The organism is Pokkaliibacter plantistimulans (genome assembly GCF_003194385.1).
In the GTDB taxonomy this organism is placed as follows: Bacteria; Pseudomonadota; Gammaproteobacteria; order Pseudomonadales; family Balneatricaceae; genus Pokkaliibacter; species Pokkaliibacter plantistimulans.
In genome coordinates this window covers 1-21,627 of sequence record NZ_LAPT01000067.1, presented here as the reverse complement: position 1 = coordinate 21,627, position 21,627 = coordinate 1, and the positions used below count along the sequence as shown (strand labels likewise).

At 60.9% G+C, this 21,627-nt stretch carries 22 protein-coding genes and 2 pseudogenes; 10 read left to right on the top strand and 14 right to left on the bottom strand.

Features of this window, described 5'->3' with window-relative positions:
- Window positions 1–96: 96 nt before the first annotated feature.
- The 4 genes from WH50_RS13930 to WH50_RS13915 all read right to left on the bottom strand — a co-directional run bounded on the left by WH50_RS13930 (window position 97) and on the right by WH50_RS13915 (window position 3,761).
- The gene (locus WH50_RS13930) at window positions 97–810 is read right to left on the bottom strand and encodes a TIGR02117 family protein (RefSeq protein WP_133251325.1); all 714 of its coding nucleotides are present in this window, start codon (window positions 808–810) and stop codon (window positions 97–99) included.
- A gap of 139 nt (window positions 811–949) precedes the next feature.
- Window positions 950–2,281 carry an argininosuccinate synthase gene (argG, locus tag WH50_RS13925; protein WP_110187894.1) on the bottom strand — a complete coding sequence of 444 codons (1,332 nt, stop codon included), beginning with the start codon at window positions 2,279–2,281 and terminating at the stop codon, window positions 950–952.
- A gap of 667 nt (window positions 2,282–2,948) precedes the next feature.
- Window positions 2,949–3,485: a cytochrome b/b6 domain-containing protein gene (locus WH50_RS13920; RefSeq protein WP_110187850.1), complete on the bottom strand. Its 537-nt coding sequence runs from the start codon at window positions 3,483–3,485 to the stop codon at window positions 2,949–2,951.
- Window positions 3,486–3,488: 3 nt separating this feature from the next.
- Window positions 3,489–3,761, bottom strand: coding sequence for a PepSY domain-containing protein (locus WH50_RS13915; RefSeq protein WP_165838427.1), 273 nt, complete (start codon window positions 3,759–3,761; stop codon window positions 3,489–3,491).
- 443 nt (window positions 3,762–4,204) lie between these two features.
- On the opposite strand from WH50_RS13915, the gene WH50_RS13910 reads away from it, so the two are divergent.
- From WH50_RS13910 to WH50_RS13885, 6 genes are all read left to right on the top strand, one after another.
- On the top strand, window positions 4,205–4,852 hold the full coding sequence (locus WH50_RS13910; RefSeq protein ID WP_110187848.1) for a thermostable hemolysin: 648 nt from the start codon (window positions 4,205–4,207) through the stop codon (window positions 4,850–4,852).
- A 61-nt stretch (window positions 4,853–4,913) separates the two neighbouring features.
- On the top strand, window positions 4,914–6,446 hold the full coding sequence (locus WH50_RS13905) for an AMP-binding protein (RefSeq protein WP_110187847.1): 1,533 nt from the start codon (window positions 4,914–4,916) through the stop codon (window positions 6,444–6,446).
- 60 nt (window positions 6,447–6,506) lie between these two features.
- Window positions 6,507–7,187, top strand: coding sequence for an iron-containing redox enzyme family protein (locus tag WH50_RS13900; protein WP_110187846.1), 681 nt, complete (start codon window positions 6,507–6,509; stop codon window positions 7,185–7,187).
- An 11-nt stretch (window positions 7,188–7,198) separates the two neighbouring features.
- Window positions 7,199–8,008 carry an SDR family oxidoreductase gene (locus WH50_RS13895; RefSeq protein ID WP_110187845.1) on the top strand — a complete coding sequence of 270 codons (810 nt, stop codon included), beginning with the start codon at window positions 7,199–7,201 and terminating at the stop codon, window positions 8,006–8,008.
- 52 nt (window positions 8,009–8,060) lie between these two features.
- A complete protein-coding gene (locus WH50_RS13890) occupies window positions 8,061–8,708 on the top strand; it encodes a tetratricopeptide repeat protein (RefSeq protein ID WP_110187844.1) in 648 nt (215 codons plus the stop codon).
- Between the two features lie 179 nt (window positions 8,709–8,887).
- Complete coding sequence (locus tag WH50_RS13885; RefSeq protein WP_110187843.1) at window positions 8,888–9,724, top strand: peptidoglycan DD-metalloendopeptidase family protein; 837 nt, start codon at window positions 8,888–8,890, stop codon at window positions 9,722–9,724.
- Between the two features lie 242 nt (window positions 9,725–9,966).
- Here WH50_RS13885 and WH50_RS13880 read toward each other — a convergent pair.
- The 6 genes and pseudogenes from WH50_RS13880 to WH50_RS13855 form a co-directional block, all read right to left on the bottom strand.
- Window positions 9,967–10,215, bottom strand: a pseudogene (locus tag WH50_RS13880) (aldehyde dehydrogenase (NADP(+))); the annotation flags it as partial.
- Window positions 10,216–10,362: 147 nt separating this feature from the next.
- Window positions 10,363–10,509: an FCD domain-containing protein gene (locus WH50_RS26350; RefSeq protein ID WP_165838425.1), complete on the bottom strand. Its 147-nt coding sequence runs from the start codon at window positions 10,507–10,509 to the stop codon at window positions 10,363–10,365.
- Window positions 10,510–10,511: 2 nt separating this feature from the next.
- A pseudogene (locus tag WH50_RS13870) lies at window positions 10,512–11,264 on the bottom strand (tripartite tricarboxylate transporter permease); the annotation flags it as partial.
- 357 nt (window positions 11,265–11,621) lie between these two features.
- On the bottom strand, window positions 11,622–12,749 hold the full coding sequence (locus tag WH50_RS13865; protein WP_207780309.1) for a metallophosphoesterase: 1,128 nt from the start codon (window positions 12,747–12,749) through the stop codon (window positions 11,622–11,624).
- A 124-nt stretch (window positions 12,750–12,873) separates the two neighbouring features.
- Entirely contained in the window at window positions 12,874–13,758 is an 885-nt protein-coding gene (locus WH50_RS13860; RefSeq protein WP_110187841.1) for a LysR family transcriptional regulator, read from the bottom strand.
- An 86-nt stretch (window positions 13,759–13,844) separates the two neighbouring features.
- Window positions 13,845–14,333 (bottom strand): GNAT family N-acetyltransferase, encoded by a 489-nt coding sequence (locus WH50_RS13855; RefSeq protein WP_207780308.1) that lies wholly within the window; start codon window positions 14,331–14,333, stop codon window positions 13,845–13,847.
- A gap of 140 nt (window positions 14,334–14,473) precedes the next feature.
- Here WH50_RS13855 and WH50_RS13850 point away from each other — a divergent pair, with 140 nt between their 5' ends.
- Window positions 14,474–15,961 carry an AMP nucleosidase gene (locus WH50_RS13850; protein WP_110187840.1) on the top strand — a complete coding sequence of 496 codons (1,488 nt, stop codon included), beginning with the start codon at window positions 14,474–14,476 and terminating at the stop codon, window positions 15,959–15,961.
- Between the two features lie 99 nt (window positions 15,962–16,060).
- A complete protein-coding gene (locus tag WH50_RS13845) occupies window positions 16,061–16,654 on the top strand; it encodes a hypothetical protein (RefSeq protein WP_110187839.1) in 594 nt (197 codons plus the stop codon).
- On the opposite strand, the gene WH50_RS13840 is transcribed toward WH50_RS13845, so the two are convergent.
- The 4 genes from WH50_RS13840 to WH50_RS13825 all read right to left on the bottom strand — a co-directional run bounded on the left by WH50_RS13840 (window position 16,595) and on the right by WH50_RS13825 (window position 19,481).
- Window positions 16,595–17,506: a DMT family transporter gene (locus tag WH50_RS13840; protein WP_104152716.1), complete on the bottom strand. Its 912-nt coding sequence runs from the start codon at window positions 17,504–17,506 to the stop codon at window positions 16,595–16,597. The genes WH50_RS13845 and WH50_RS13840 overlap by 60 nt on opposite strands.
- A gap of 185 nt (window positions 17,507–17,691) precedes the next feature.
- The gene (locus tag WH50_RS13835; protein ID WP_110187838.1) at window positions 17,692–18,327 is read right to left on the bottom strand and encodes an FMN-binding negative transcriptional regulator; all 636 of its coding nucleotides are present in this window, start codon (window positions 18,325–18,327) and stop codon (window positions 17,692–17,694) included.
- Between the two features lie 36 nt (window positions 18,328–18,363).
- Window positions 18,364–18,807: a GNAT family N-acetyltransferase gene (locus WH50_RS13830; RefSeq protein ID WP_110187837.1), complete on the bottom strand. Its 444-nt coding sequence runs from the start codon at window positions 18,805–18,807 to the stop codon at window positions 18,364–18,366.
- Between the two features lie 2 nt (window positions 18,808–18,809).
- A complete protein-coding gene (locus WH50_RS13825; protein WP_207780307.1) occupies window positions 18,810–19,481 on the bottom strand; it encodes a pyridoxamine 5'-phosphate oxidase family protein in 672 nt (223 codons plus the stop codon).
- Between the two features lie 222 nt (window positions 19,482–19,703).
- Here WH50_RS13825 and pdxR point away from each other — a divergent pair, with 222 nt between their 5' ends.
- Window positions 19,704–21,155, top strand: coding sequence for a MocR-like pyridoxine biosynthesis transcription factor PdxR (gene pdxR, locus WH50_RS13820; RefSeq protein ID WP_165838426.1), 1,452 nt, complete (start codon window positions 19,704–19,706; stop codon window positions 21,153–21,155).
- A gap of 154 nt (window positions 21,156–21,309) precedes the next feature.
- Window positions 21,310–21,570, top strand: coding sequence for a hypothetical protein (locus WH50_RS13815; RefSeq protein WP_104152721.1), 261 nt, complete (start codon window positions 21,310–21,312; stop codon window positions 21,568–21,570).
- Window positions 21,571–21,627 lie beyond the last annotated feature (57 nt).

Genomic DNA, 21,627 nt, shown 5'->3' with positions numbered 1-21,627 from the left:
GCCGCAGTGCTTTCGCGAAATAAAGGTTTAACCCATATTGGGCTGCGTTGATCCTGTTACAAGATATTCAGCGCCCTCACTGGCACCGGTGCTTACTCAGAGTGAAGGAGACAATTGCAGCTGCGCTGCCCGAACCTGCCGTATGACTCCACCCGCGGTCAGGGTCAGAGGAGCCATGGGCAACCCCGCCGCCGCCAGCATTTGCGCCGTCCAGCGGTTGCAGGTATTGGTCAGATAATAGTAGCCGTTGGCGGCGTAGAAATAGCTCTTACCGTAAATACCGGGCTGGGTGATGATACCGCGGCCCTGATCATTGAGCACAAAGGTGGCCAGTACCGACTGCTGCAACGCCGCCATACCCTCGCGCGATACCGGCACTTCCACCACCTGACTGGCACTGAAATACTCAGCCGGTGCTTCCGGCACGGACACCACATGCAGAATGCTGTCCGTCGGCCAGAACATCGCCTGCAAGGTCAGCTTCACCGTGATTTCCGGTGCCTGATAAAAGCCTTTATCACCCCAGCCAATCTCGACGTAAGGCCCATCGGCAACGTCTTCCCTGAGGAAGCTCAGGGCAGGCAACAGCTCCACCGTCGGCAGGATAATCCCCGTGTGCCAGCCGTGACTGACCACATAAAGCATCTGCTGATCGCTCCGGGTCGGCGGATGCTGCCAGGTGGCTGCGCCGCAACCTTGCAGCATCATGATCAGCAGCACTGCCCACGCTGGCGGCAGCAACTTACCCACACCCGCTGCCCGTAAAGTCAGCCGCACGCGGCACTGCATGGCCGTTACCTCCCTGTTCACTGTCCATTCCTGTTAACTGTCCATACCTGCTCAATGTCCATAAAAGACGATGCCCCGTCAGACACCGCTGCTATGGCAACGGCTCTGACGGGGCATCGGGCTCTGCTTAACCCAGACAGGCTGGGCTAATCAGTCAGACTTACTTGCTTTCGTCCAGCTGTGGCAGCGCATTGGTCACCGAAGCAGACAACAGGCCGGTCTTAGCGTAGGCGCCGAGTTTGGCACGGGTGTCGGCGATGTCCAGATTGCGCATGGTCAGCTGACCGATACGATCGTTGGGCGAGAAGGCAGACTCGCCTTTCTCCATGGTCAGACGCTCAGCTTCGTAAGTCAGGTTGGGTGACTCGGTGTTGAGCAGGGAGTAGTCGTTACCACGGCGCAGTTCCAGCGTCACTTCGCCGGTGATCACGCTGGCAACCCAGCGCTGAGCGGTTTCACGCAGCATCAGTGCCTGTGAATCGAACCAGCGGCCCTGATACAGCAGACGACCCAGACGCAGACCATTGATGCGGTACTGTTCGATGGTGTCTTCGTTGTGGATACCGGTGACCAGACGCTCATAGGCGATGTGCAGCAGGGCCATCCCCGGCGCTTCGTAGATACCACGGCTCTTGGCTTCGATGATGCGGTTTTCGATCTGATCGCTCATGCCCAGACCATGACGACCGCCGATGCGGTTGGCTTCCAGCATCATTTCCACATCGTTCTGGAAGGTCATGCCATTCAGAGCCACCGGACGACCTTCTTCAAAGCGTACAGTCACGACTTCAGGCTCGACCTTGACGTTCTCGTCCCAGAACTTCACGCCCATGATGGGGTTAACGATCTTGATGCCGGAGTTGAGGTACTCCAGATCTTTGGCTTCGTGGGTCGCGCCCAGCATGTTGGAGTCGGTGGAGTAGGCTTTCTCGGCTGACATCTTGTAGTCGAAACCGGCCTTGCTCATGAACTCGGACATTTCGGCGCGACCACCCAGCTCGTCGATAAACGCATCATCCAGCCAGGGTTTGTAGATTTTCAGGTTGGGGTTGGCGATCAGGCCGTAGCGGTAGAAACGCTCGATGTCGTTGCCTTTGTAGGTACTGCCGTCACCCCAGATGTTGACGCCATCTTCCTTCATCGCGGTCACCAGCATGGTGCCGGTCACCGCGCGGCCCAGCGGCGTGGTGTTGAAGTAGGTCACACCACCGGTAGAAATGTGGAACGCACCACACTGGATAGCAGCGATACCTTCGGCCACCAGCTGCGCGCGGCAGTCGATCAGACGGGCATCCTCAGCACCGTACTGTTTGGCCTTACGGGGAATGGCTTCGTAGTCAGATTCGTCGGGCTGACCCAGATCGGCGGTGTAAGCGTAGGGTACCGCGCCCTTCAGGCGCATCCAGTGCAGCGCAGCACTGGTGTCGAGACCGCCGGAGAAGGCGATGCCAACACGTTGGCCAACAGGAAGACTTTTGAGGATGGTAGTCATGGGTAATCGATCCGCAGGTAATACCAGAAGCGGCCAGCAGGCCCGGCCGTATAAAGAATGCGCAAATACTATCAGCCAGACACGCCCTGTCAAATGAGCAGCACACAGGTTGACCCGGCGTAAACGCTGATTTTCTCCCGCCTGTTCCACGACGATCACCGCCTGTTCTGGCCCGCACAGGCAGCTGATCTGCCACGACAGCGCTGACCTCTGTTCATTGATTATCAGGAACTGGGCAACACCCTCTCACTGATTAGCCCAGCTAATCCATAAACCCACGACTGAACCCACTGTTCAAGGTGCTTTGCACATAAAAAACAAGGCCGATAACAGCGCTGTGCTGCTATCGGCCTGTCGCACATCAGGATCTGCAGATCTTAGCAGGCTGTTGAAAAACGTCATCGAGGCAGCCGAGACAAGGAAATACCCCGAGGGCACAAGAAACAGGCGAAAAAGCGGAGTTTAGTGCACTAAATGAGCATTTGACTCGCTCCGCTCGCCCCTTCGGGGCCGTGCTAAAGCACGTTCAGCCTTTGGCTGTGAGCCTGTTTTTGACGCGGTATTCGGCAACGCAGATAGATTTTCAACGACCTGTTAGGTTGAAGAGGGCAACGGCCTTTCACATTGCCACCCACCAACGCCGTGCTCTGCAGGCCCCCTGTTCTTTTTAATCCAGAGCCCCTTCTCCGGAGCCGGATTTTTTCCCGGTAATCATCGCCTTGATCAGGTTCTCACCGGTCTTGCGGCTGGCCCAGAGCACCGCACAAACATGCACGGCGACCAGCGCCAGCAAACCGTTGGCGAGCACCTCATGAGTGTTCTGCACCCACTCCACTCCCCAGAACTGATCGGTTTCCTGCATCCAGCCCGTCAGCGCGATCAGCGCCACGGTGGTCAGCAGCACGATGATCATCGCACCGCCTGCCGGGTTATGGCCCTCATAGTGAGGATGCCGCCCCTGCCGCAACTCCGCCATATAGGCACGAAACTCGGTGGGCGTGGGGACAAAATGTTTGAAACGGGCGTGATGACTGCCGATAAAGCCCCACACCACCCGCAGTGCGATCAGTGTGGCAAGGGTATAACCGACCCAGCGATGGGCCTGCTCACCCTCTTCCAGCACAAAGCTGTTCAGCACGATGCCGGTCACCAGGCTCCAGTGAAACAGGCGGATAAAGGGGTCCCAGACCCAACGCTGCTGCATGGCTTAGTCTTCCTCTTTGACTTTGTCGAGGTTTTCCGGATTGAAGTAGATCTCTACCTTCTTGCCTGCTGCGTCATGACCATAGATTTCGTAGCAGTGGGTCTTGGTGACCTTGAAGGTTTTGATCTTGTAGCCCATATCCTCGATCTTCTGCTTGGCGACCGCCTGGTCCATCCATTTGTCCTGCGGTGCCTTGGTGCACTGCGGATCAGCCATGGCCACACCAGCCAGTACAGACAATGCCGCGACGGCAGCTACACGTTTGATCAGTTGCATCGACTCTCTCCTTGGGTAACGTGGCCAGCAATACAGCATGGGTATCGCCCTGGCTACGCCGTGAATGTTGAACAACGATGGGTAGAGGCACCTCAGCGAGGTGCGGCAGCGCAAGTTGAACAGATGGGTTGCGCTGACGAAAGGCAGGTTAGGCAGCGAAACTTAAGGGAAACTTAAGCTCGGCGCGGCGTTGCAAAAACCTGTTCCAGATCATGTTTTAGGCATCAATACACCTTGATCACGGCAACCAGAACACACTCCCGAATCGCCCAAAGATGACATAAATAATTGAAATAAAAGAGATAAACTTAGATTAAAGCGAATTGCCGCTGCATCACTGCGGTCCTGTTCGGGAAAATATCCTGCGCGCCATCATCTCTGCTTAAGCCTGCCTTAAGGTTGCCTGCCTAGCCTGACTGCAATTCAGTCTGGAGGCCTGCAATATGGCGATCCCTTCCACCCTGCGTATTGATGAGTGCCACTCGGGCGACTGCGGCTACCCCTTGCTGCAGGACTTTATTGCCCGCCGTTACCGCGATGAGCATCGCGCCACTGTCCGTCACTTCCTGCCTGTGCTGTTTGGTCTGCATATCGACGGCCAGCTGCAGGCGGCAGTCGGCATTCACGGGGCGGGGCGCCAGCCGCTGTTTCTTGAACAGTATCTGGATGAGCCCATCGAACAGGCTTTGTCGGCGGCACTGCAACAGCCCGTGCGGCGCGAGGATGTAGTGGAAGTCGGCAATCTGGCCACGCTGGTGGCCGGTGGTGGCCGCTGGCTGATCCTGCTGATTACCCGTCAGCTGCACCATCTGGGCTGGCGCTACGTGGTGTTCACCGGCACCCCGCAGCTGTACAACGGTTTTCGCCGTCTGGGCCTGTCGCCACTGCGTCTGGCAGAGGCCGACCCTGAGCGTCTGGGCCATGCGCGCCACGACTGGGGCAGCTATTACGACAACCGTCCGCAGGTCATGGCCGGTTCCATCAACCTCGGTTACGACAGCCTCAGCCAGTCGCCCCTGCTATCGCGCCAGCTGCTCGATCTGCCCTGGCCACAACGCTGTGGCGGCATAGCGCTGCCGATGGAAGGCTGACCGCCATGCCATGTCTCACTGACTTCTTTTATTCCTCCGCCTCTCAGCCCGGAGAACTGCTATGAGTCTGGTGCTCCGCCACCTGCTGTACAGCAATCAGGAACACGCCGACCAGATCTGCATCGACAGCCCCGGTGGGCAACTGACCCGCGCCGAACTGGCCAGACAGGTGCAGTCCTGCGCCGACTGGCTGCGTCAGCAGTCGGTCCAGCGCCTTGCCCTGCTGGCCGACAACCGGCCGGAATGGGTGGTGGTCGACCTCGCCTGCCGTCTGGCCGGGGTGGTGCTGATCCCACTGCCGCCGTTCTTTTCACCGCGTCAGCTGCTGCATGTGCTGCACGACAGCGGCGCCGATCTGCTGCTCAGCCCGCAGCCGTTAATGCCTGCCGAAGCCATCACCTGCCCGCTGCAACAACTGCAGGCATGGAAGCTGGCACCGGCCACTCCGGCCCGGCTGCCTGCCGGTACGGTCAAGATCACCTACACCTCCGGCACCACCGGCAACCCCAAAGGCGTGTGCCTGACCGACAGCCTGCTTGATGCCGTGGTGTTGGCGCTGGCCGATGCCGTACGCCCGCTGCAACTGCAGCATCATCTGTGTCAGCTGCCGCTGGCGGTATTGCTGGAAAATATCGCCGGGGTCGATCTGCCCCTTTATCTTGGCGCCAGACTGACTCTGGTGCCCTGCCAGCAGCTGGGATTTACCGGCTCCAGCGGTCTGCAGCCCGACCTGTGGCTGACCGCCCTGCATCGCTATCAGCCCGACAGCCTGCTGTTACTGCCGCAGATGCTGCAACTGGCACTGGGCCTGCTGGCCGCCGGGCAGCAGCTGCCTGCCAGCGTGCGTTTCATGCCGGTGGGCGGTGGCAAGGTCGCCCCGCTGCTGCTGCAACAGGCGCGTACCCTGGGTCTGCCGGTATTTGAAGGCTATGGCCTGTCGGAATGCGCCTCGGTGGTGGCGCTCAATCTGCCCGGCGCGGAAAAGATCGGCACAGTGGGTAAGCCACTCGGCCATCTGCAGGTGCGAATCAGCGAGCAGGGCGAAGTGCTGGTCAAAGGCCAGCGTTTCCCCGGTTATCTGCACGACAACCGGGCTGATCATCAAAACGCAACCACGGCGGACCACACTGCCAGTGCCGGGACCAGCGATGACGGCTGGTTAGCCACCGGCGATCTGGGTCAGCTGGATGAGGAGGGTTACCTGACCATTTCCGGCCGCTGCAAGCACGTCTTTATCAACAGCTTTGGCCGCAACTTTTCACCGGAATGGATCGAAGCCGAAGCGCAGACGGCCCCGGCCATTGCCCAGCTGGTGCTGATGGGTGATGGGCGCCCGTTCAATGTCGCGCTGATCACACCACGCGGCACCCGCCAGCAGGTGGATGCCCAGCTGGCAGCCGTCAATCAGCGCCTGCCGGACTACGCCCGTATCCACGCCTGGCTGGCGCTGGAGCAGCCGCTCAGCAGTGACAACGGCCTGCTGACGGCCAATGGTCGGCCACGGCGCCAGCTGATCGGCGCTCACTTTGCCGCCGAGATTGACGCGCTCTATGAGCAGTTCAGCGCGTCAGAAACTTCCGCTGTGACGCATTAACCCATTGTTTCGGCACGTGCTTGTGCTCTCGTCAGCACGTTCTTACCTGAGGATGACTCCATGAGCTTCTACCAGCATCTGGTACAGCAAACCGCCGCAGGCAGACAGTATCTGCTGACGGCCCCCGTCATTGCGGCCGCCCAGCAGGGGCAGGTTGACCACGCCACTTATCTGGCGTTCCTGACCCAGGCCTTCCATCACGTGCGCCACACCGCACCGCTGCTGATGGCCTGCGGCGCCGCCCTGCCGATGCAGGCGGGGCAGCTGCGCAAGGCTATCGCTGAATACATTGACGAGGAAATCGGCCACGAGGAGTGGATTCTCAGCGACATCTCCGCCGTGCACGCCAGTCAGGGTCAGCCGCAAAACGCCACTGCCGACACCATCGAGCCACCCTGCATCAGCATTGAGCTGATGGTGGCCTATCTCTACGACCAGATTCAGCGTCATAACCCGCTGGCGCTGTTTGGCATGGTGCATGTGCTGGAAGGTACCAGCGTACAGCTGGGCAGCAGCATGGCCGAGCTGGTCAGGGCGCATCTGCAGCTGCCGGCGGCAGCCACCTCCTATCTCAGCAGCCATGGCGCGCTGGATCAGGAGCACTACCAGTTTTTTCAGAAGCTGATGGATGGCATTGATGATGCCGCCGATCAGCAGGCGATCATCAAGGCCGCCAATATGGTTTTCCGTCTTTACGGTGACATGCTGCGCTCACTGCCGCTGCCCACCCATGCTCATTAAGGACAAGTGCAATGAGTTACTCTCTGGCTGACAAACATGTGCTGCTCACCGGCGCCAGTGGTGGCCTCGGTCAGGCACTGGCCCACCAGCTGGCAGCGGCAGGCTGTGATGTGTGGCTGTGCGCCCGCGATCAGGCCAGACTCGATGCGCTGGCCGAACAGCTGCGCCAGCAGTACCCCCGGCAGCGCTTCACCGCGCTGGCCTGCGATCTGGCCGATCCGGCCACCCCTGCCTGGTTGCAGCAGCAACTGGACAATGAAGCGCTGGACATCCTGATCAATAACGCCGGGATGGGCAGCCTTGCCCTGTATCAGGAACAGAGCGCCAGTGAAATTCAGGCCATCGTCCAGCTCAACCTGCTCAGCCCCATGCTGCTCAGTCGTGCCCTGCTGGAGCATCTGGCGCACCCCGACGGTCTGATCGTCAATATCGGCTCCATCTTCGGCAGCATCGGCCACCCCGGTTATGTCACCTATTGCACCAGCAAGTTCGGCCTGCGCGGTTTCTCTCAGGCACTGGGACGCGAACTGCGCGGCAGCGGCGCCCGCGTGCTCTATGTCGGCCCGCGTGCCATTGATACCCCGCTGAACAACCCCAACGCGGTGGCCCTGCTGCAGGAAACCGGCAGCCAGATGGACAGCCCGCAGTGGGTGGCTGAACAGGTGATCGCGGCCGTCAACAGCCAGCGCAGCGAAGTGCTGCTCGGCTCGCCGGAAAAATGGTTCGCCCGCATCAACAGCATTCTGCCTGCGGTGGTTGGCAATGCCCTGCACAAGCAGCTGGCCACCATCCGCCAGCTGGCCAGCCGCCAGTCACGCTGAGATGACACCGAACCTCATTACAATAACCGCTTTACGCGTGGAGACACTCCCTATGAAAACTGCCCCCACTCTGCTCAAGGCTCTGGTCCTCAGCACCCTGCTGGGCAGCGGTCTGGCACTGGCCGACGCCCCTGCCGATACCGCCCTGCATACCCTGCAGCAGGACTGGGCAATGGCCAACTACCAGCATCAGGGTAAAGACCGCGAGAGCGCGCTGGCCAAAGTCAGTGACGAAGCCAGACAGTTTGCCGGTCAGTATCCTGACAGCGCTGAAATCAAGGTATGGGAAGCCATTTCCCTGTCGACCTATGCCGGCGCCAAAGGCGGTCTCGGCGCTCTGGGTCTGGTCAAGGATGCCAAAGCCATTCTGGAGGATGTGATCGCTCATGATCCTGACACCCTGGACGGCTCCGCCTTCACCACCCTCGGCAGCCTCTACTATCAGGTGCCCGGCTGGCCCATCGGTTTTGGCAACAGCAAGAAGGCGGCGGTCTACCTGCAGGAAGCACTGAAACGCAACCCGAGCGGCATCGACCCCAACTACTTCTATGCCGACTACATGCTGGATCAGGGCAAGAAAGAAGAAGCTCGCAAGTACTTTGAAAAGGCGCTGAAAGCACCGGATCGCCCCGGCCGTGAGCTTGCTGATCAGGGCCGCCGTCAGGAAATTGCCGACAAGCTGAAAAAGCTCGGCCAGTAACCCCGCTGCAGCGCTCTGTCAGATAACGGTCAGATAACGGTCAGATAACGGTCAGGCCGTGGTAACACACTGAAGCGACTGACCCGCCCTGCGTGCCTCCGCCAGCGTTAACAGGCCCGGATGCATTGAGTATCCTCGCAGGCAACCGCCCGTCGGATTGTCTGCCGAGGACCTCTCCCATGTTACGCCCGCTGTTCCTGCTGCTGTGTTTTGCCCTGAGCTTCTCCGCTCATGGCGCCGGATTTATCACCAACCTGCTGAATCATCCCGTGCCCGGTGGCGTGGCGGTGGTCGATCTGGGCGACAACGATGCCGCCCCACAGGCGTTCTATCAGGACAAGCCGGTGCTGGTCGTGCGTGAAAACAAGCAGCACTGGATCGCCATCGTGGGGATTCCACTGAAAACCGCCCAGGGCAGCCAGACCCTGAAAGTCCGTGATGCTTTCGGCAGCCGTGAGGCCCGCTTCGACGTCGGTACCCGTCAGTACCGCGAACAGCACATCACCCTGAAAAACAAACGTCAGGTCAACCCGCTGGCGGAAGATCTCAAGCGCATTGATCGCGAACTGGCCGAGCAGAATGCCGCCTACGCCACCTTCACCCTGCGCCAGCCCAGCAATCTGCTGTTCGACCGGCCCGTCACCGCGCCGCTGTCCAGCCCCTTCGGCCTGCGTCGCTTCTTCAACAAGGAAGAACGCGCCCCGCATTCCGGCCTCGACTTCGCCGCCGCTGCAGGCACGCCGATCCAGACCCCGGCAGCCGGGCGCGTCATTCTGGTGGGGGATTACTTCTTCAATGGTCAAACCGTGTTTGTCGATCACGGTCAGGGGCTGATCTCCATGTTCTGCCATATGTCGCAGATCAAGGTCAGAGTCGGTGACGAACTGAAGCGTCACGCGGTGATAGGCAATGTGGGCCAGACTGGCCGGGCGACCGGACCGCATCTGCACTGGAACGTCAGCCTCAACGGCACACGGGTAGACCCGACCATTTTTATCGGTCAGTTCCAGCCCTGACAGGCAGCAGACAGGCAAGAAAGGAACGAAGGGTAAGTATTCAGGAATAAGGGGCGGCTAACCGCCGGAAAAAAGTACTCGGTCCCGGACCGAGTACAACTGCTAGATGTGAGGATCAGAACTACTCTGACCGCGCACACCTTAAGCCTCCCGCCACCGCCCAACAAGCTGTTCCATGGGACAGGTGGCCGGCCAGATCGCAGCGGCGCCCCCACGCAGGAGCACCGCAACCGGCAGCTGAATCAGCTGCTGACGCCGTCCAGCAGCCGGCGCAGCGCCAGCGGATTGCCGTCCTGCAGCGCTTCGGGCAGCAGACCCTGTGGCAGATCCTGATAACAGACCGGGCGCAGCAAGCGCAGGATGGCGGCACTGCCCACGGAAGTCGTGCGACTGTCAGACGTGGCTGGGAATGGCCCGCCGTGCACCATGGCATGACAGACTTCAACACCGGTCGGATAGCCATTGCAGAGAATGCGACCGGCCTTGCGCTTGACTGGGCGTGCCAGTGCCGCTGCGTGAGGCCGGTCGGAGTGCACCCGACCGGCATCGCCAGCAGTATTTCAGACGTTGTAAAAAGCTATCTGTGCAGCGGTAAATTCACCGCGCAGGAACCTGTTCAGTTTCTGAGCCTGTACCGCTCAGCCTTGCTGGCTGCAGCGATACTGTTCGTAGAGGCGATAGGCGCGGTAGAGGTGACTGTGCATTGCCTTGCGGGCACCTTCGGTATCTCTGGCACGGATGGCATCGAGGATGGCGGTATGCTCCAGCGCTGCCGGGTCCACCACTTTCAGTGGCTGGGCACCGTCGTCAGATCGCAGCAGCCGGGTCGGCTGCAGCTTTTGATGGAGAATCCAACGGAGGCCAGCATCAGCACCCAGATGAACACAGCAATCGGGCTGTTGGTGAAGAAGATGCTGAGGTTGCCGAAGGATTCCAGACTCTTGACGAAGTACGCTTCCGCCGATGCGCCCAGGATGAAGCCGATGACGAAGGGCGCCACTTCCAGCCCTACCTTGCTGCCGAGATAGCCCAGCAGTCCGAAGATCAGCAGGGTCCAGACATCGAACATAATGGCGTAGGCGCCGACCACACACATGACGATGATGATGGGGAACAGGTAGTACTTGGGCACCAACGCCACCTTGGCGATATAGCAGATGGCGTAGAACATGAAGAAGTACATGACGAAGTTGGCGAAGAACAACGCGATGATCATAGCGTTCCAGGTGTTCATGTTGTCCTGGATAAACAGCGGACCAACCTGAATGCCCTGCAGGGGAAAGGCACCGATCAGCACCGCGGTGGTGCTGTCACCGGGAATCCCCAGCGCCAGCAGCGGAATCAGCGCACCGCCGGTCAGGCCATTGTTGGCTGACGCTGACGCCACCAGACCTTCCACCGCACCCTTGCCCATCTGCTCAGGATGCTTCGACAGGTTTTTCTGCTGGGTATAGGCCAGCACCGATGCGGCGCTGCCACCGATACCGGGCAGCAGGCCAATAAAGGTACCGATAAAGGAGGAACGCAGCAGGTTACCGAGCCGCCCCCTGAAATGGGGATGTCCTTATGCGAAAGAGGGTTCAGGCGAAAGTGAAAAGGCTCCCGTAGGCGCCTTCTCGTTCAGCATCATCAGGCAGCCATGGGGCCTGATGACATCTGCTGGCCTTTGAGGCCGCTGTCCCCGTACACCAACCGCGCCATGACGTTGTTGTCATCGTCGGTGGGGGTCACGGTCATCATTATGTCGGTGCTACTGATTTCCCGGAGCGTACCCTTATATTGCGGCGGTTAACTTAAAGCATTCAGGTAGGGGGGTAAAGGAGCTTTTCACCGAAGCCCCAACAACCAGAGCACTTACGCACGCTCACCTGACCCGCTATGCCAGGCCCGAGATGAATCAACGGCGGGTTAAGCGGATCAGGGTGATTTCAGAGGGCGCACCAAAGCGTTTGGGTGGCCCCCAGTAACCGGTGCCGCGACTGGTGTAGACCCACAGATCCTGCCAGCGGTTCAGACCGGCCACAAAGGGCTGCTGCATGGGCACAAACAGGTTCCACGGCCAGAACTGCCCACCGTGGGTATGGCCGGACAGCTGCAGATCAAAGCCCGCTTCGGCCGCGGCCGTCGCCGTGCGCGGCTGATGGGCCAGCAATACCCGCGTAGTGGCATGGTCCGGCGCTCCGGCCACTGCCCGGTGCGGGTCACTGCTGTGAGCCTGATCAAAGTGCCCGGCACTGTAATCCGTCACCCCGGCCACCAGCAGACTGGCGCCCTGATGGTCCAGCACCTCGTGTTCATTCAGCAGCACCTTCAGGCCGAGACGGCGGAACTCCTCCACCCAGGCCGGCGCGCCGGAGTAGTATTCGTGGTTACCGGTCACCAGATAAACCCCGTGACGGCCACGTAAACCGGCCAGCGGTGCCGTATGCCCGGCCAGATGGGCGACGCTGCCATCGACGATATCCCCGGTCACCGCGACCAGATCGGCCTCCAGACTGTTGACCCGCTCGACGATGGCCTGCAGATAGGCCTTCTTGATGGTCGGCCCGACATGGATATCGCTGATCTGGGCGATGGTGAAGCCTTCCAGCTCAGCAGGCAGATCGGCCAGCGGCACATCCACCCTCACCACCTGTGCCAGCCGCCGGGCGTTGATAAAGCCCACCAGTGTCACCAACGCCGCCAGCACCACGACCGTCAGTGCCGAGGCAAAGCTGAAGGACGGCGTCACCGTCGACAGCAGCGCCATGGCGCCCAGCAGCAGATCACGCAGCAGGGTCAGAATCATCAGCGAGGAGAACAGGCCCATAAACACATAACCTGCCCAGGCAATGCGGTCCGACCACTGCGGAGGCAGGCCACGCACAAACACACTGAGTGGCATCAGCACCCAGGAGGCCAGTAACGCCAGCCCCACCAGCAGCGAGCCGGACGCGCCCAGCTGCAGGCCGTCACACAGACGCCAGCCCAGATAAAGGTGCAACAGACCGAGAATGGTCAGCAAAACGGGGAAACGTGAGCGCACAGCCAGCCCTCAGATCGAAGAAAGGAAAGAGTCGGTATTCACTCCGATTAATGGGGGCGGATGCCCCGCCACACCAACCGAAAGATTTACGATGTGCTACTACGGCAGGTGCAGCGCCCCGCCGCTACAGCTGGCGCAGATGATCGACCAGCAGACGTGCCGCCCGTGGCAGGGCCTGATAGGAGCGCACGCAGATCAGCAGCTCCCGTGCCGCCCACGGCTCCTTCAGCTCCAGCCCGTGGATACCGAGCGTGGCGCGATAAGGACGTGCTACCGCCTTGGGCAGAATGCCGATACCCAGCCCCGCCTCGACCATCAGACACAGGGCATCAAAACTGGTGACCTGCATGCGCAGCTTGATCTGTCGCTCCAGCGCACTGGCGGCCTTCTGCAGCTGCATATTGATGGCGCTGCCGGTGTGCAGGCCGACAAAGTCGTAGTCCAGCAGCTCGGCAAAGGTCACCTGCTGTCGCTGGCTGAGAGGGTGCTGGCTGGGGGTGATCACGATCAGCTCATCGCTGTGATAAGGGAATTTCTCCAGCGCCTGCCCATAGAGACCGCGGGCGATGATGCCGATGTCGGCGGCGTTCTCCGCCACCGCCTGAGTGACGTGGGCGCTGATCTTCTCTTCCAGATGCACCTGCACCTGCGGATAGCTGGCAAGGAAGGTACTGATTTCCCGCGGCAGAAACTGGGTAATGGCGGAGATATTGGCAAACACCCGCACATGATCACGCAGACCGCTGGCAAAGTCGCGCATCCGCACATTGACCTGCTCCAGCTCATTCAGGGCACTGCGCGCCAGCTGCAGCAGCTCGATTCCGGCCGCGGTCGGCGCCACGCCCTTGTTGGTGCGCTCCAGCAGACTGGTCTGCAGGCTGTCTTCCAGCTCGCTCAGCCGCTTACTGACGGCGGAGGCCGCAATATGACAGCGCTGCGCGGCCTGGGCGATGGTGCCTTCTTCGATGACGGCGATGAACAGCCGCAGGGAGAGAGGGTCGAGATGCATGATGTCCCTATGCCAGAGCAGTGCTCTGCCGTGTTTGACGTTTATTGTTGTGTATCCGGCAACGCAGACAGGCTTTCAGCGGCCTGTCACAGCATCCGCCGCATCGGTTTCATGGTGGACACCGTGAAACCCTGACGGCCGTAGAACTGTTGCGCCTTGAGGTTATCCTCATCCGTCAGCAGGGTGATCCGCCGGCAGCCCGCTTGCTGGGCCTGGCTGATGGCGGCCTCCAGCAGCTGCGCTCCGGCCCCCTGCTGGCGATGATGACGGTCGATGATCATGTCTTCCAGCAGCGCCACCCGTTCTCCCAGCGCCGTACTGATGGTGAACAGCAGGTTGACCATGCCGATCACCTGTTCCGGCTGCTTCGGTTGTTCCAGTTGCTCCGATTCCTCCGCCCGCTGCAGGCGCAGCACCAGAATCAGTCCGCAGCCGGGATTGTCGAGAATCTGCAGCAGGCCACGGCGTTGCGCCTCGCGGTCGGGCTGAAACTCCAGCTCCTGACTGAACAGCTGTGCCAGCAGCTCACAGAGTACGGGGACGTCCTGATGGGTTGCCCGGTCTACCCGCAGCATGGTGGTGCTCCTCCGGCGCCGTCAGGCGCACTGTCATAATCCTGCCTCACCATAGCCAAATCGCTCGTCACAGGCCACACTGAGGACAGCGACAGCGTCTCTTTGCTGCAACGTATCACCCGCATACCCAAGGAACGAACATGGCAGATATCTTCCCCAGCATCGAAAGCCCCGACTCCATCGGCTTTGAATCCTTCCGGGATGCCGCCAGCGCCGTTGCCCGCCTGGAGCACATCTATGACCGCAACACCGCCTGGCTGCGCCAGCGTTTTGAGGCGGTGGTCAATGGTCAGATACCCGACGGCCGGGTACGCGCCTGCTATCCGATGATCCGTTTTGTCAGCACCAGCCACACCGCGATTGATTCACGTCTGGCCTACGGTTATGTCCCCGGCCCCGGCATCTACACCACCACCATTTCCCGCCCGTCCCTGTATCGCAGCTATCTCAGGGAGCAACTGTCCCTGCTGATCCATAACCACGATACCGAGGTGGAAATCGGCGAAAGTGATGTGCCGATTGCCCTGCACTTTGCCTTTGATGAAACCGCCTATGTTGATGGCGAAGCGGTGGAAAATCTGCCCAAGGCCCTGCGTGACATCTTCGACGTGCCGGATCTGGCCATCATGGACGATGCCATCGTCAACGGTACGGTGGAGCTGCATCCCGGTGCACCCATGCCGCTGGCCCCCTTTACCGGCCCGCGGGTGGACTATTCGCTCTATCGTCTGCAGCACTACACCGCCACCCGTCCGCAGCATTTCCAGAACTATGTGCTGTTTACCAACTACGCCTTCTACGTCGATGAGTTCGCTGCCAAGGCACGGCAGATGATGGCGGATGGCAACAGTGACTACGTGGCCTTTATCGAACCGGGCAATCTGGTCACCTACTCCGGTGACAGCACTCCCCGTGAGGGCAGTGCTCCGGCCCGGCAGCCGCAGATGCCCGCCTACCATCTGGTGCGCAAGGACAACTCCGGTATCACGCTGGTCAATATCGGTGTCGGCCCGTCCAACGCCAAGACCATCACCGACCATATTGCCGTGCTGCGCCCTCACGCCTGGCTGATGCTTGGCCACTGCGCCGGTCTGCGCAATACCCAGAAACTCGGGGACTACGTGCTGGCCCACGGCTATGTGCGCGAAGATCACGTGCTGGATGCCGACCTGCCGACCTGGGTGCCGATCCCGCCGCTGGCAGAAGTACAGGTGGCGCTGGAGCAGGCGGTGGAAGACATCACCGGACTGGACGGCTGGGATCTGAAAAAGATCATGCGCACCGGTACTGTCGCCACCATCGACAACCGTAACTGGGAACTGCGCGATCACCGCGAACCGGTGGAGCGTTTCTCCCAGTCCCGCGCCATCGCGCTGGATATGGAATCGGCCACCATTGCTGCCAACGGTTTCCGCTTCCGCGTCCCTTACGGCACCCTGCTGTGCGTGTCCGACAAGCCGCTGCACGGCGAGCTGAAACTGCCCGGTATGGCCAGCGACTTCTATCGTCGTCAGGTCAGCCAGCATCTGGAGATCGGCATGCTGGCCATGGAGCGACTGCGCGCCATGCCACCCGAGCGCCTGCATTCCAGAAAACTGCGCAGCTTTGTCGAGACGGCGTTCCAGTAACACCGGATCGTGAACACGCGGTCAGGGCGCTGCGATGCCATCATCGCAGCGCCCTGCTGTGGCCTTCATCTCACATCTCACCATGGACAGGCGAGCACCATGACCACCCCCGCGACCCTGCTGTTACAGGCCTCTGATCTGCACTGGATGGGCGATGCCAGCAGCGACTACTGCCTGCACGGCGCACTGCATCTGCAGGTCGGAAACATCACCTTGCTGCACCCGTCACAGGGCTCCTGGACCCTCAGTGCCGCAGGCCTGCACCTGCTGCGCAGTCTCGGGCGGGATCACAGCCGTCAGCAACCGCTGGCGCCCTATAACGAGCTGATTCCCTGTTGCGGCTTCGATCTGCTGAGCTTTGCCGACCAGCCGTGCATTGACATACAGGGCTGCGGTGGCGGCGTGGAAATATGGATCAGGCATCTGGCCGATGCCCTGATTGAGCTGACCGTCGCCGATCAGCAGATCCTCATCGCCCGTGCCGACTGGCACAGCGCCGTCCTGACCCTGGCCGCCCAGATACGGCAGTATTATCTGGACAGCCCGGACAAGCTGCCGCTGGACAGTGACGAGGCGTCTTTATGGCTGCGCTTCTGGCAGGAATGGGATGAGCTTGTCACAAAGCACAGCGCATCAGCGCCGGTTAACCACCATGATGCCCAGCATCACCAGCACACCCCCACCGATAAATGAATGAGAAATGGCATCGCCCAGAATCAGCCAGCCGAATACCGCCGCGATGATCGGGGTGAGAAACGAGAACACCGCCAGCCGCGTGGCCAGATAACGTCGCAGCAGGATCAGCCAGCCCAAATAGCTGGCCGAGCACAGGATAGTGGTCTGATACGCCAGACTGAGGCTGGAGGTCAGGGTGAAATGGAAGCTGTCGAACTCGCCCAGCAGCCAGGCCATGGGTGTCAGCAGGGCACCGGTGAACCCCAGCTCGTACATCAGCGTCTTCACCGGCGACACTTCCGACAGCGCAGAGGCGCGGATAGCGACCGTAGTGACTCCCCAGAACGCCCCCCCCGCCAGCCCGATCAGATCCCCGGCAAACATCTGCCAGTCAATGCCCTGCTGGGCCAGAAAACCATCGGACATGGCCAGCGCCAGACCGGCGAACGCCAGCCCCATACCCACCCACTGACGACGGCTGAGCTGCTCACCGGGCACCAGAAAATGCAGCCCCAGTGCGGAGAATAAGGGTGCCGTATAGAGAAAGACCGCCACATGGGTGGCGGAGGTCAGCATCAGGCCAAAGGTGACGCAGACGAACTCCATGGCAAACAGAAAGCCCGCCAGCAGACCGGGGCGCAGGCTGCCATCCTTCTGCCACAGCCGGTCGCCCGACCACAGTGCATAGCACCACAGCAGCAGGGTGGCACCGACGGAGCGAATCCCCACCTGAGCCACATTGCCCATATCGGGCGACGCCAGCTTGATCATGATGGTCTGGGAGGCCCAGATGGTACAGAGCACCACCATAACGCTGACGGCGGTGCGATCAAGGGGCTGACGAATGGCGGGAGGAATCGGCGTGGCCATGGCGAACTCGTGCAGATTGGGCGGGCATAAGGGTGATTATCCGGCTTGTCGCGACCAGCGGGCCGGGCAAAACCGGCACTATTAAACCTGCCAGCCGCAGCCAAGTCGACCATTTTGCATGCAATCTACCGTTGCGGCAGCCGACCTGCTGCTGGCAGAGCGTTGATGGCACGCCGCGAGCGGGGTCAGGCACTGGCTGCCCGCACCTGCTCCGCCATGTTCATGCTGGCCGCATCGCCCTGCTGCTGCAGACCATCAATCACGCCCTGACGGTTGGCCGCCTGCTGATTCTGGCTGACTTTCCACTTGCCAGTCAGTTCGCGCACCTCAATCTCGATACCGACGATGGCCCTGAGCATGGCATCAATATAGTCCGCCGGGGCATCACTGACCTGCCAGGGTGTCTGCCGCCCCTGCTCATGCTGATCCGTCAGACGGCCGACCAGATCCCGCAGCCAGTCGCAATCATCGATGATGCGCAGCGTGCCGCGGGCCTGCACGGTGATGTAGTTCCAGGTCGGCACCGCCTTGCCGTGCTGCTGCTTGCTCGGATACCAGCCCGGTGAAATATAGGCATCACCGGCACTGAACAGCGCCAGTGCCTCGACACTCAGATCACTGTCATGCCACATCGGGTTGGCCCGTGCCACATGCCCCTGCAGGCGGCCCGCACCCCCGGCGTCAGGCAGCCACAGCAACGGTAACGGATTGGCCAGCAAGCCCTGCGGGCCAAGCGTAATCAGGTTAGCCAGCGGGAAATCCTGCATGACCTGCTGCAGTTGCTGGGGGTCGGACTGGTCAAAATGCTTGGGTAGGTACATGGCAGTCTCTGTGGCTCGCAGGATCGTTAACGACGGTCAGGCTTTGACCGGCACAGCAAAGTGGTGGCAGTTCATCACCATGCCCTGATTCAGATACAGACGATGGGCATCGTGGCGCTGGTAGCCGCTGTCGAGATGCAGCTCGGCACAGCCCTGCACCGCCGCATGCTGCTTCAGCCAGTCCATCAGCGCACCTGCCAGACCACGGCGCTTCTGGCCCGGGTCGGTGACCAGATCATCCAGATAAAGCACCCGGCCCCAGGCCAGAAAGTGCACGACCCGGAACCCGGCTACCGCCAGTACCTGTCCGTCTTCCTCAATATAGGCGATGCGATAGCCTTCAGCCGCCTGACGACAGGCACGCTGGCTGAACTCCTGCAGATCAAGATGCGGGCGCAGCACCTGAAAGACGTTGAACAGCGCGGCCAGCAACGGCTCATCCGCGGCTTCCGGCTGCCATAACTGCACAGTAAAACTCATTCTCAAACCTCCCCGACGGGCGTGCTAACAACAGTGGTAACAGCCGTGGTGACAATCCCTGCCGGTAACTGCGGCAGCGGACCATCGGCATAATCAGGTAACGGTGCACCGGCCTGCAGTGACAGCGGAATCACTCCGCTCCACACCAGCAGTGGCAGATCTTCTGCATCATCAGAGGAAGGCCCGACCCGGACCTTGCACGACCAGTCGGTGAGGGGGATGCGCAGCACCAGCGTCGCCTTCAGCTCGATCTCGTTACCGGGACGGGCCTGGGCGGCCCGCCCGGGGGCGACCTTGTCGACAAAGGCATCCAGGCTTTCCGCCTTGTGCGCGCCGGTCACCTCCTCGGCCTTGCCGAACATCACCACCGAGCGATAGTTCATCGAGTGGTGAAAGGCTGACTTAGCCAGCACCAGACCGTCGATCAGAGTGAAGCACAGGCTGGCCTCCTGCCCGTCCAGCAGCTGACGCAGCAGGCCATTCTTGCCATGTCCGTGCAGATAGACGTAATCCCCCATGCGCCAGTGTGCAGTGGGCAGCACCGTGGCGTGCTCACCATTGAAACCGGCCACGTGGCAGATCAGGCATTCGTCGATAATGGCGTAGGCCTGCTCACGCTCTTCGACAGAACGCTTGGGCAGGCGCCGCAGGCGGGTACGGGGGCTGAGTGACATGGCAGTCTCCTGAAAGCCGGTATCGGGACAGATCAAGTCAAAGGGCGGCCACATGCCAGAGCAACGCAGCCACTCCTTTGCACACCAGCGCCGGGAGCGGGTTTACGCCCCGGCAGCAATGGCCCTACTTTCTCGTTTAAATTGGCCCTGATAAAGGTCCACTTTTTTCAATATGATGGAGCCAATTCGTCGATGACCGCCGGTAACGGCTCCGGAGTCCCTATGCTCGATCTGCAAGGTATGCTGCCTGCCCTGACTGATGGCGATGTGCCGCGCTTCCGCCAGCTGTATCAGGCCATCCGGCAGCGCATTCTGGATGGCCAGCTGCCCGCCGACAGCCGTCTGCCCAGCTCACGCCATCTCGCCAGCCAGCTGCAGATCAGCCGCAATACGGTTATGCAGGCTTACGAACAGCTGCTGGCCGAGGGCTATATCCGCGGTGCCACCGGTGCCGGCACCTTCGTCAACTCACTGGCCAGCGACAGCCTGCAGCAGAGCAGCACCGTGCTGGACAGCAAGGCCACCCTGCCCGGTCTGTCGCAACGCGGCCAGCGTCTGAGCCAGCTGGGACGCGGGGGTGGTAACTCGCAGCTGATTCTGGCGCCCGGCATCCCCGAACTGGACACCTTTCCCTGGACCGAATGGCGCCGCCTGCTCAATCAGGATATTCGCCGCGCGCCGCGACGGCTGGCCAATTACGGCCAGCCGCAGGGCTATCTGTCCCTGCGTCAGGCGCTGGCCGACTATCTGCGCGAATCCCGCGGCGTGCGTTGTGATGCAGCGCAGGTGGTGGTGACCAGTGGCGCCCAGCAGGGCATTGAGCTGGTGGCACGACTGTGTCTGGAACCCGGTGACCGGGTGTGGGTGGAAGACCCTGGCTATATCGGCGCCCGTGGCGGGTTTATCGCCGCCGATGTGCAGCTGCAGCCCATGGCGGTGGATGACGAAGGGCTGATTCCTGATGCTCAGGCGGCGGCACCGCGGCTGATCTACCTGACCCCCTCGCACCAGTATCCCACCGGCGGCACCCTGCCTCTGGCACGACGGCTGGCACTGATCGATCTGGCCCGGCAGTGGAACTGCTGGATTCTGGAGGATGACTACGACTCCGAATACCGCTACGAGGGCCGTCCGCTGGCCGCCATGCAGGGCCTCGACCCGAGCGGCCGGGTGCTGTATATCGGCACGCTGGCCAAGGTGATGTTCCCGTCATTGCGGCTGGGTTATCTGGTATTGCCCGAGCATCTGGTCGACAGCTTCTGTCGCTACCGTTCACTGGTGGACTATCACGCGCCGTTGCATACTCAGGCCGCGGCGGCGCGCTTTATTGCTTCCGGCAACCTGCTTGGCCATATCCGCAAGATGCGCCAGCTCTATGCCGCCCGGCGTGATTATCTGTGGCAGCGCCTGCTGCCGCTGGTCGGCAGTGAGCAGCGTTGTCGCTTACCGGAAGCGGGCATGCATCTGTGCCAGCGCCTGCCGGAGGTCGATGACAGCGCCCTGAGCCAGTATCTGATGACGCAGGGAGTAGGTTGCCGCGCCCTCAGTGCCCACTGCCTGCAGAGCCCTGCCCGCGGGCTGGTCATGGGCTATGCCGGTTATCGTGAGGATGAGATTGATCGCGGCGTGAGCATCGTGCAGCAGGCGCTGGAGCAGCGGCCATGGCAACGCTGAACGCACCGGGAACGTGCGGCGAACCGGCTCGGGTCGTACAGGACAAAACAGCACTCAAATTGTACAAAATTCAACCAAAAGCCCCTTCGCTTTTATGTCGATGCCGTTACAATAGGCACTCCCTTGATTCAACCCCGCAGGTCCGTAACACGTCATGTATAAGCCTACCGCTCTCAGCCTCACCGTTCTTGTTCTGGTCGTTACCTGTGTGCTTGCTCTGGACAGCATGCATGATGGTCTGACCGGTCCTTATGGCACTGCGCTGGCCATGTCCTGGCTGATGGTAGGCAACTGGCAGGGTTATCACCGCATTCGTCGTAATGCACCGCAGGGTATGCTGTGCTGGGCCAGCTGGCTGCTGACCATCTCTAAAGGGCCGCTGAACGCACGCAAGCTGTTCCGCCCCGAAGGCTGAGCTGCCTTCACTCCAAGGGATTGCCGCTTAACAGGGCGTTGAAAATCTATCTGCGTT

Excerpts from the sequence above, each read along its gene's own strand:
- argG (WP_110187894.1), bottom strand. The coding sequence starts at position 2,281 with ATGACTACCATCCTCAAAAGTCTTCCTGTTGGCCAACGTGTTGGCATC.
- WH50_RS13920 (WP_110187850.1), bottom strand. The coding sequence starts at position 3,485 with ATGCAGCAGCGTTGGGTCTGGGACCCCTTTATCCGCCTGTTTCACTGG.
- WH50_RS13915 (WP_165838427.1), bottom strand. The coding sequence starts at position 3,761 with ATGCAACTGATCAAACGTGTAGCTGCCGTCGCGGCATTGTCTGTACTG.
- WH50_RS13910 (WP_110187848.1), top strand. The coding sequence starts at position 4,205 with ATGGCGATCCCTTCCACCCTGCGTATTGATGAGTGCCACTCGGGCGAC.
- WH50_RS13905 (WP_110187847.1), top strand. The coding sequence starts at position 4,914 with ATGAGTCTGGTGCTCCGCCACCTGCTGTACAGCAATCAGGAACACGCC.
- WH50_RS13900 (WP_110187846.1), top strand. The coding sequence starts at position 6,507 with ATGAGCTTCTACCAGCATCTGGTACAGCAAACCGCCGCAGGCAGACAG.
- WH50_RS13895 (WP_110187845.1), top strand. The coding sequence starts at position 7,199 with ATGAGTTACTCTCTGGCTGACAAACATGTGCTGCTCACCGGCGCCAGT.
- WH50_RS13890 (WP_110187844.1), top strand. The coding sequence starts at position 8,061 with ATGAAAACTGCCCCCACTCTGCTCAAGGCTCTGGTCCTCAGCACCCTG.
- WH50_RS13885 (WP_110187843.1), top strand. The coding sequence starts at position 8,888 with ATGTTACGCCCGCTGTTCCTGCTGCTGTGTTTTGCCCTGAGCTTCTCC.
- WH50_RS13860 (WP_110187841.1), bottom strand. The coding sequence starts at position 13,758 with ATGCATCTCGACCCTCTCTCCCTGCGGCTGTTCATCGCCGTCATCGAA.
- WH50_RS13855 (WP_207780308.1), bottom strand. The coding sequence starts at position 14,333 with ATGCTGCGGGTAGACCGGGCAACCCATCAGGACGTCCCCGTACTCTGT.
- WH50_RS13850 (WP_110187840.1), top strand. The coding sequence starts at position 14,474 with ATGGCAGATATCTTCCCCAGCATCGAAAGCCCCGACTCCATCGGCTTT.
- WH50_RS13845 (WP_110187839.1), top strand. The coding sequence starts at position 16,061 with ATGACCACCCCCGCGACCCTGCTGTTACAGGCCTCTGATCTGCACTGG.
- WH50_RS13840 (WP_104152716.1), bottom strand. The coding sequence starts at position 17,506 with ATGGCCACGCCGATTCCTCCCGCCATTCGTCAGCCCCTTGATCGCACC.
- WH50_RS13835 (WP_110187838.1), bottom strand. The coding sequence starts at position 18,327 with ATGTACCTACCCAAGCATTTTGACCAGTCCGACCCCCAGCAACTGCAG.
- WH50_RS13830 (WP_110187837.1), bottom strand. The coding sequence starts at position 18,807 with ATGAGTTTTACTGTGCAGTTATGGCAGCCGGAAGCCGCGGATGAGCCG.
- WH50_RS13825 (WP_207780307.1), bottom strand. The coding sequence starts at position 19,481 with ATGTCACTCAGCCCCCGTACCCGCCTGCGGCGCCTGCCCAAGCGTTCT.
- pdxR (WP_165838426.1), top strand. The coding sequence starts at position 19,704 with ATGCTCGATCTGCAAGGTATGCTGCCTGCCCTGACTGATGGCGATGTG.
- WH50_RS13815 (WP_104152721.1), top strand. The coding sequence starts at position 21,310 with ATGTATAAGCCTACCGCTCTCAGCCTCACCGTTCTTGTTCTGGTCGTT.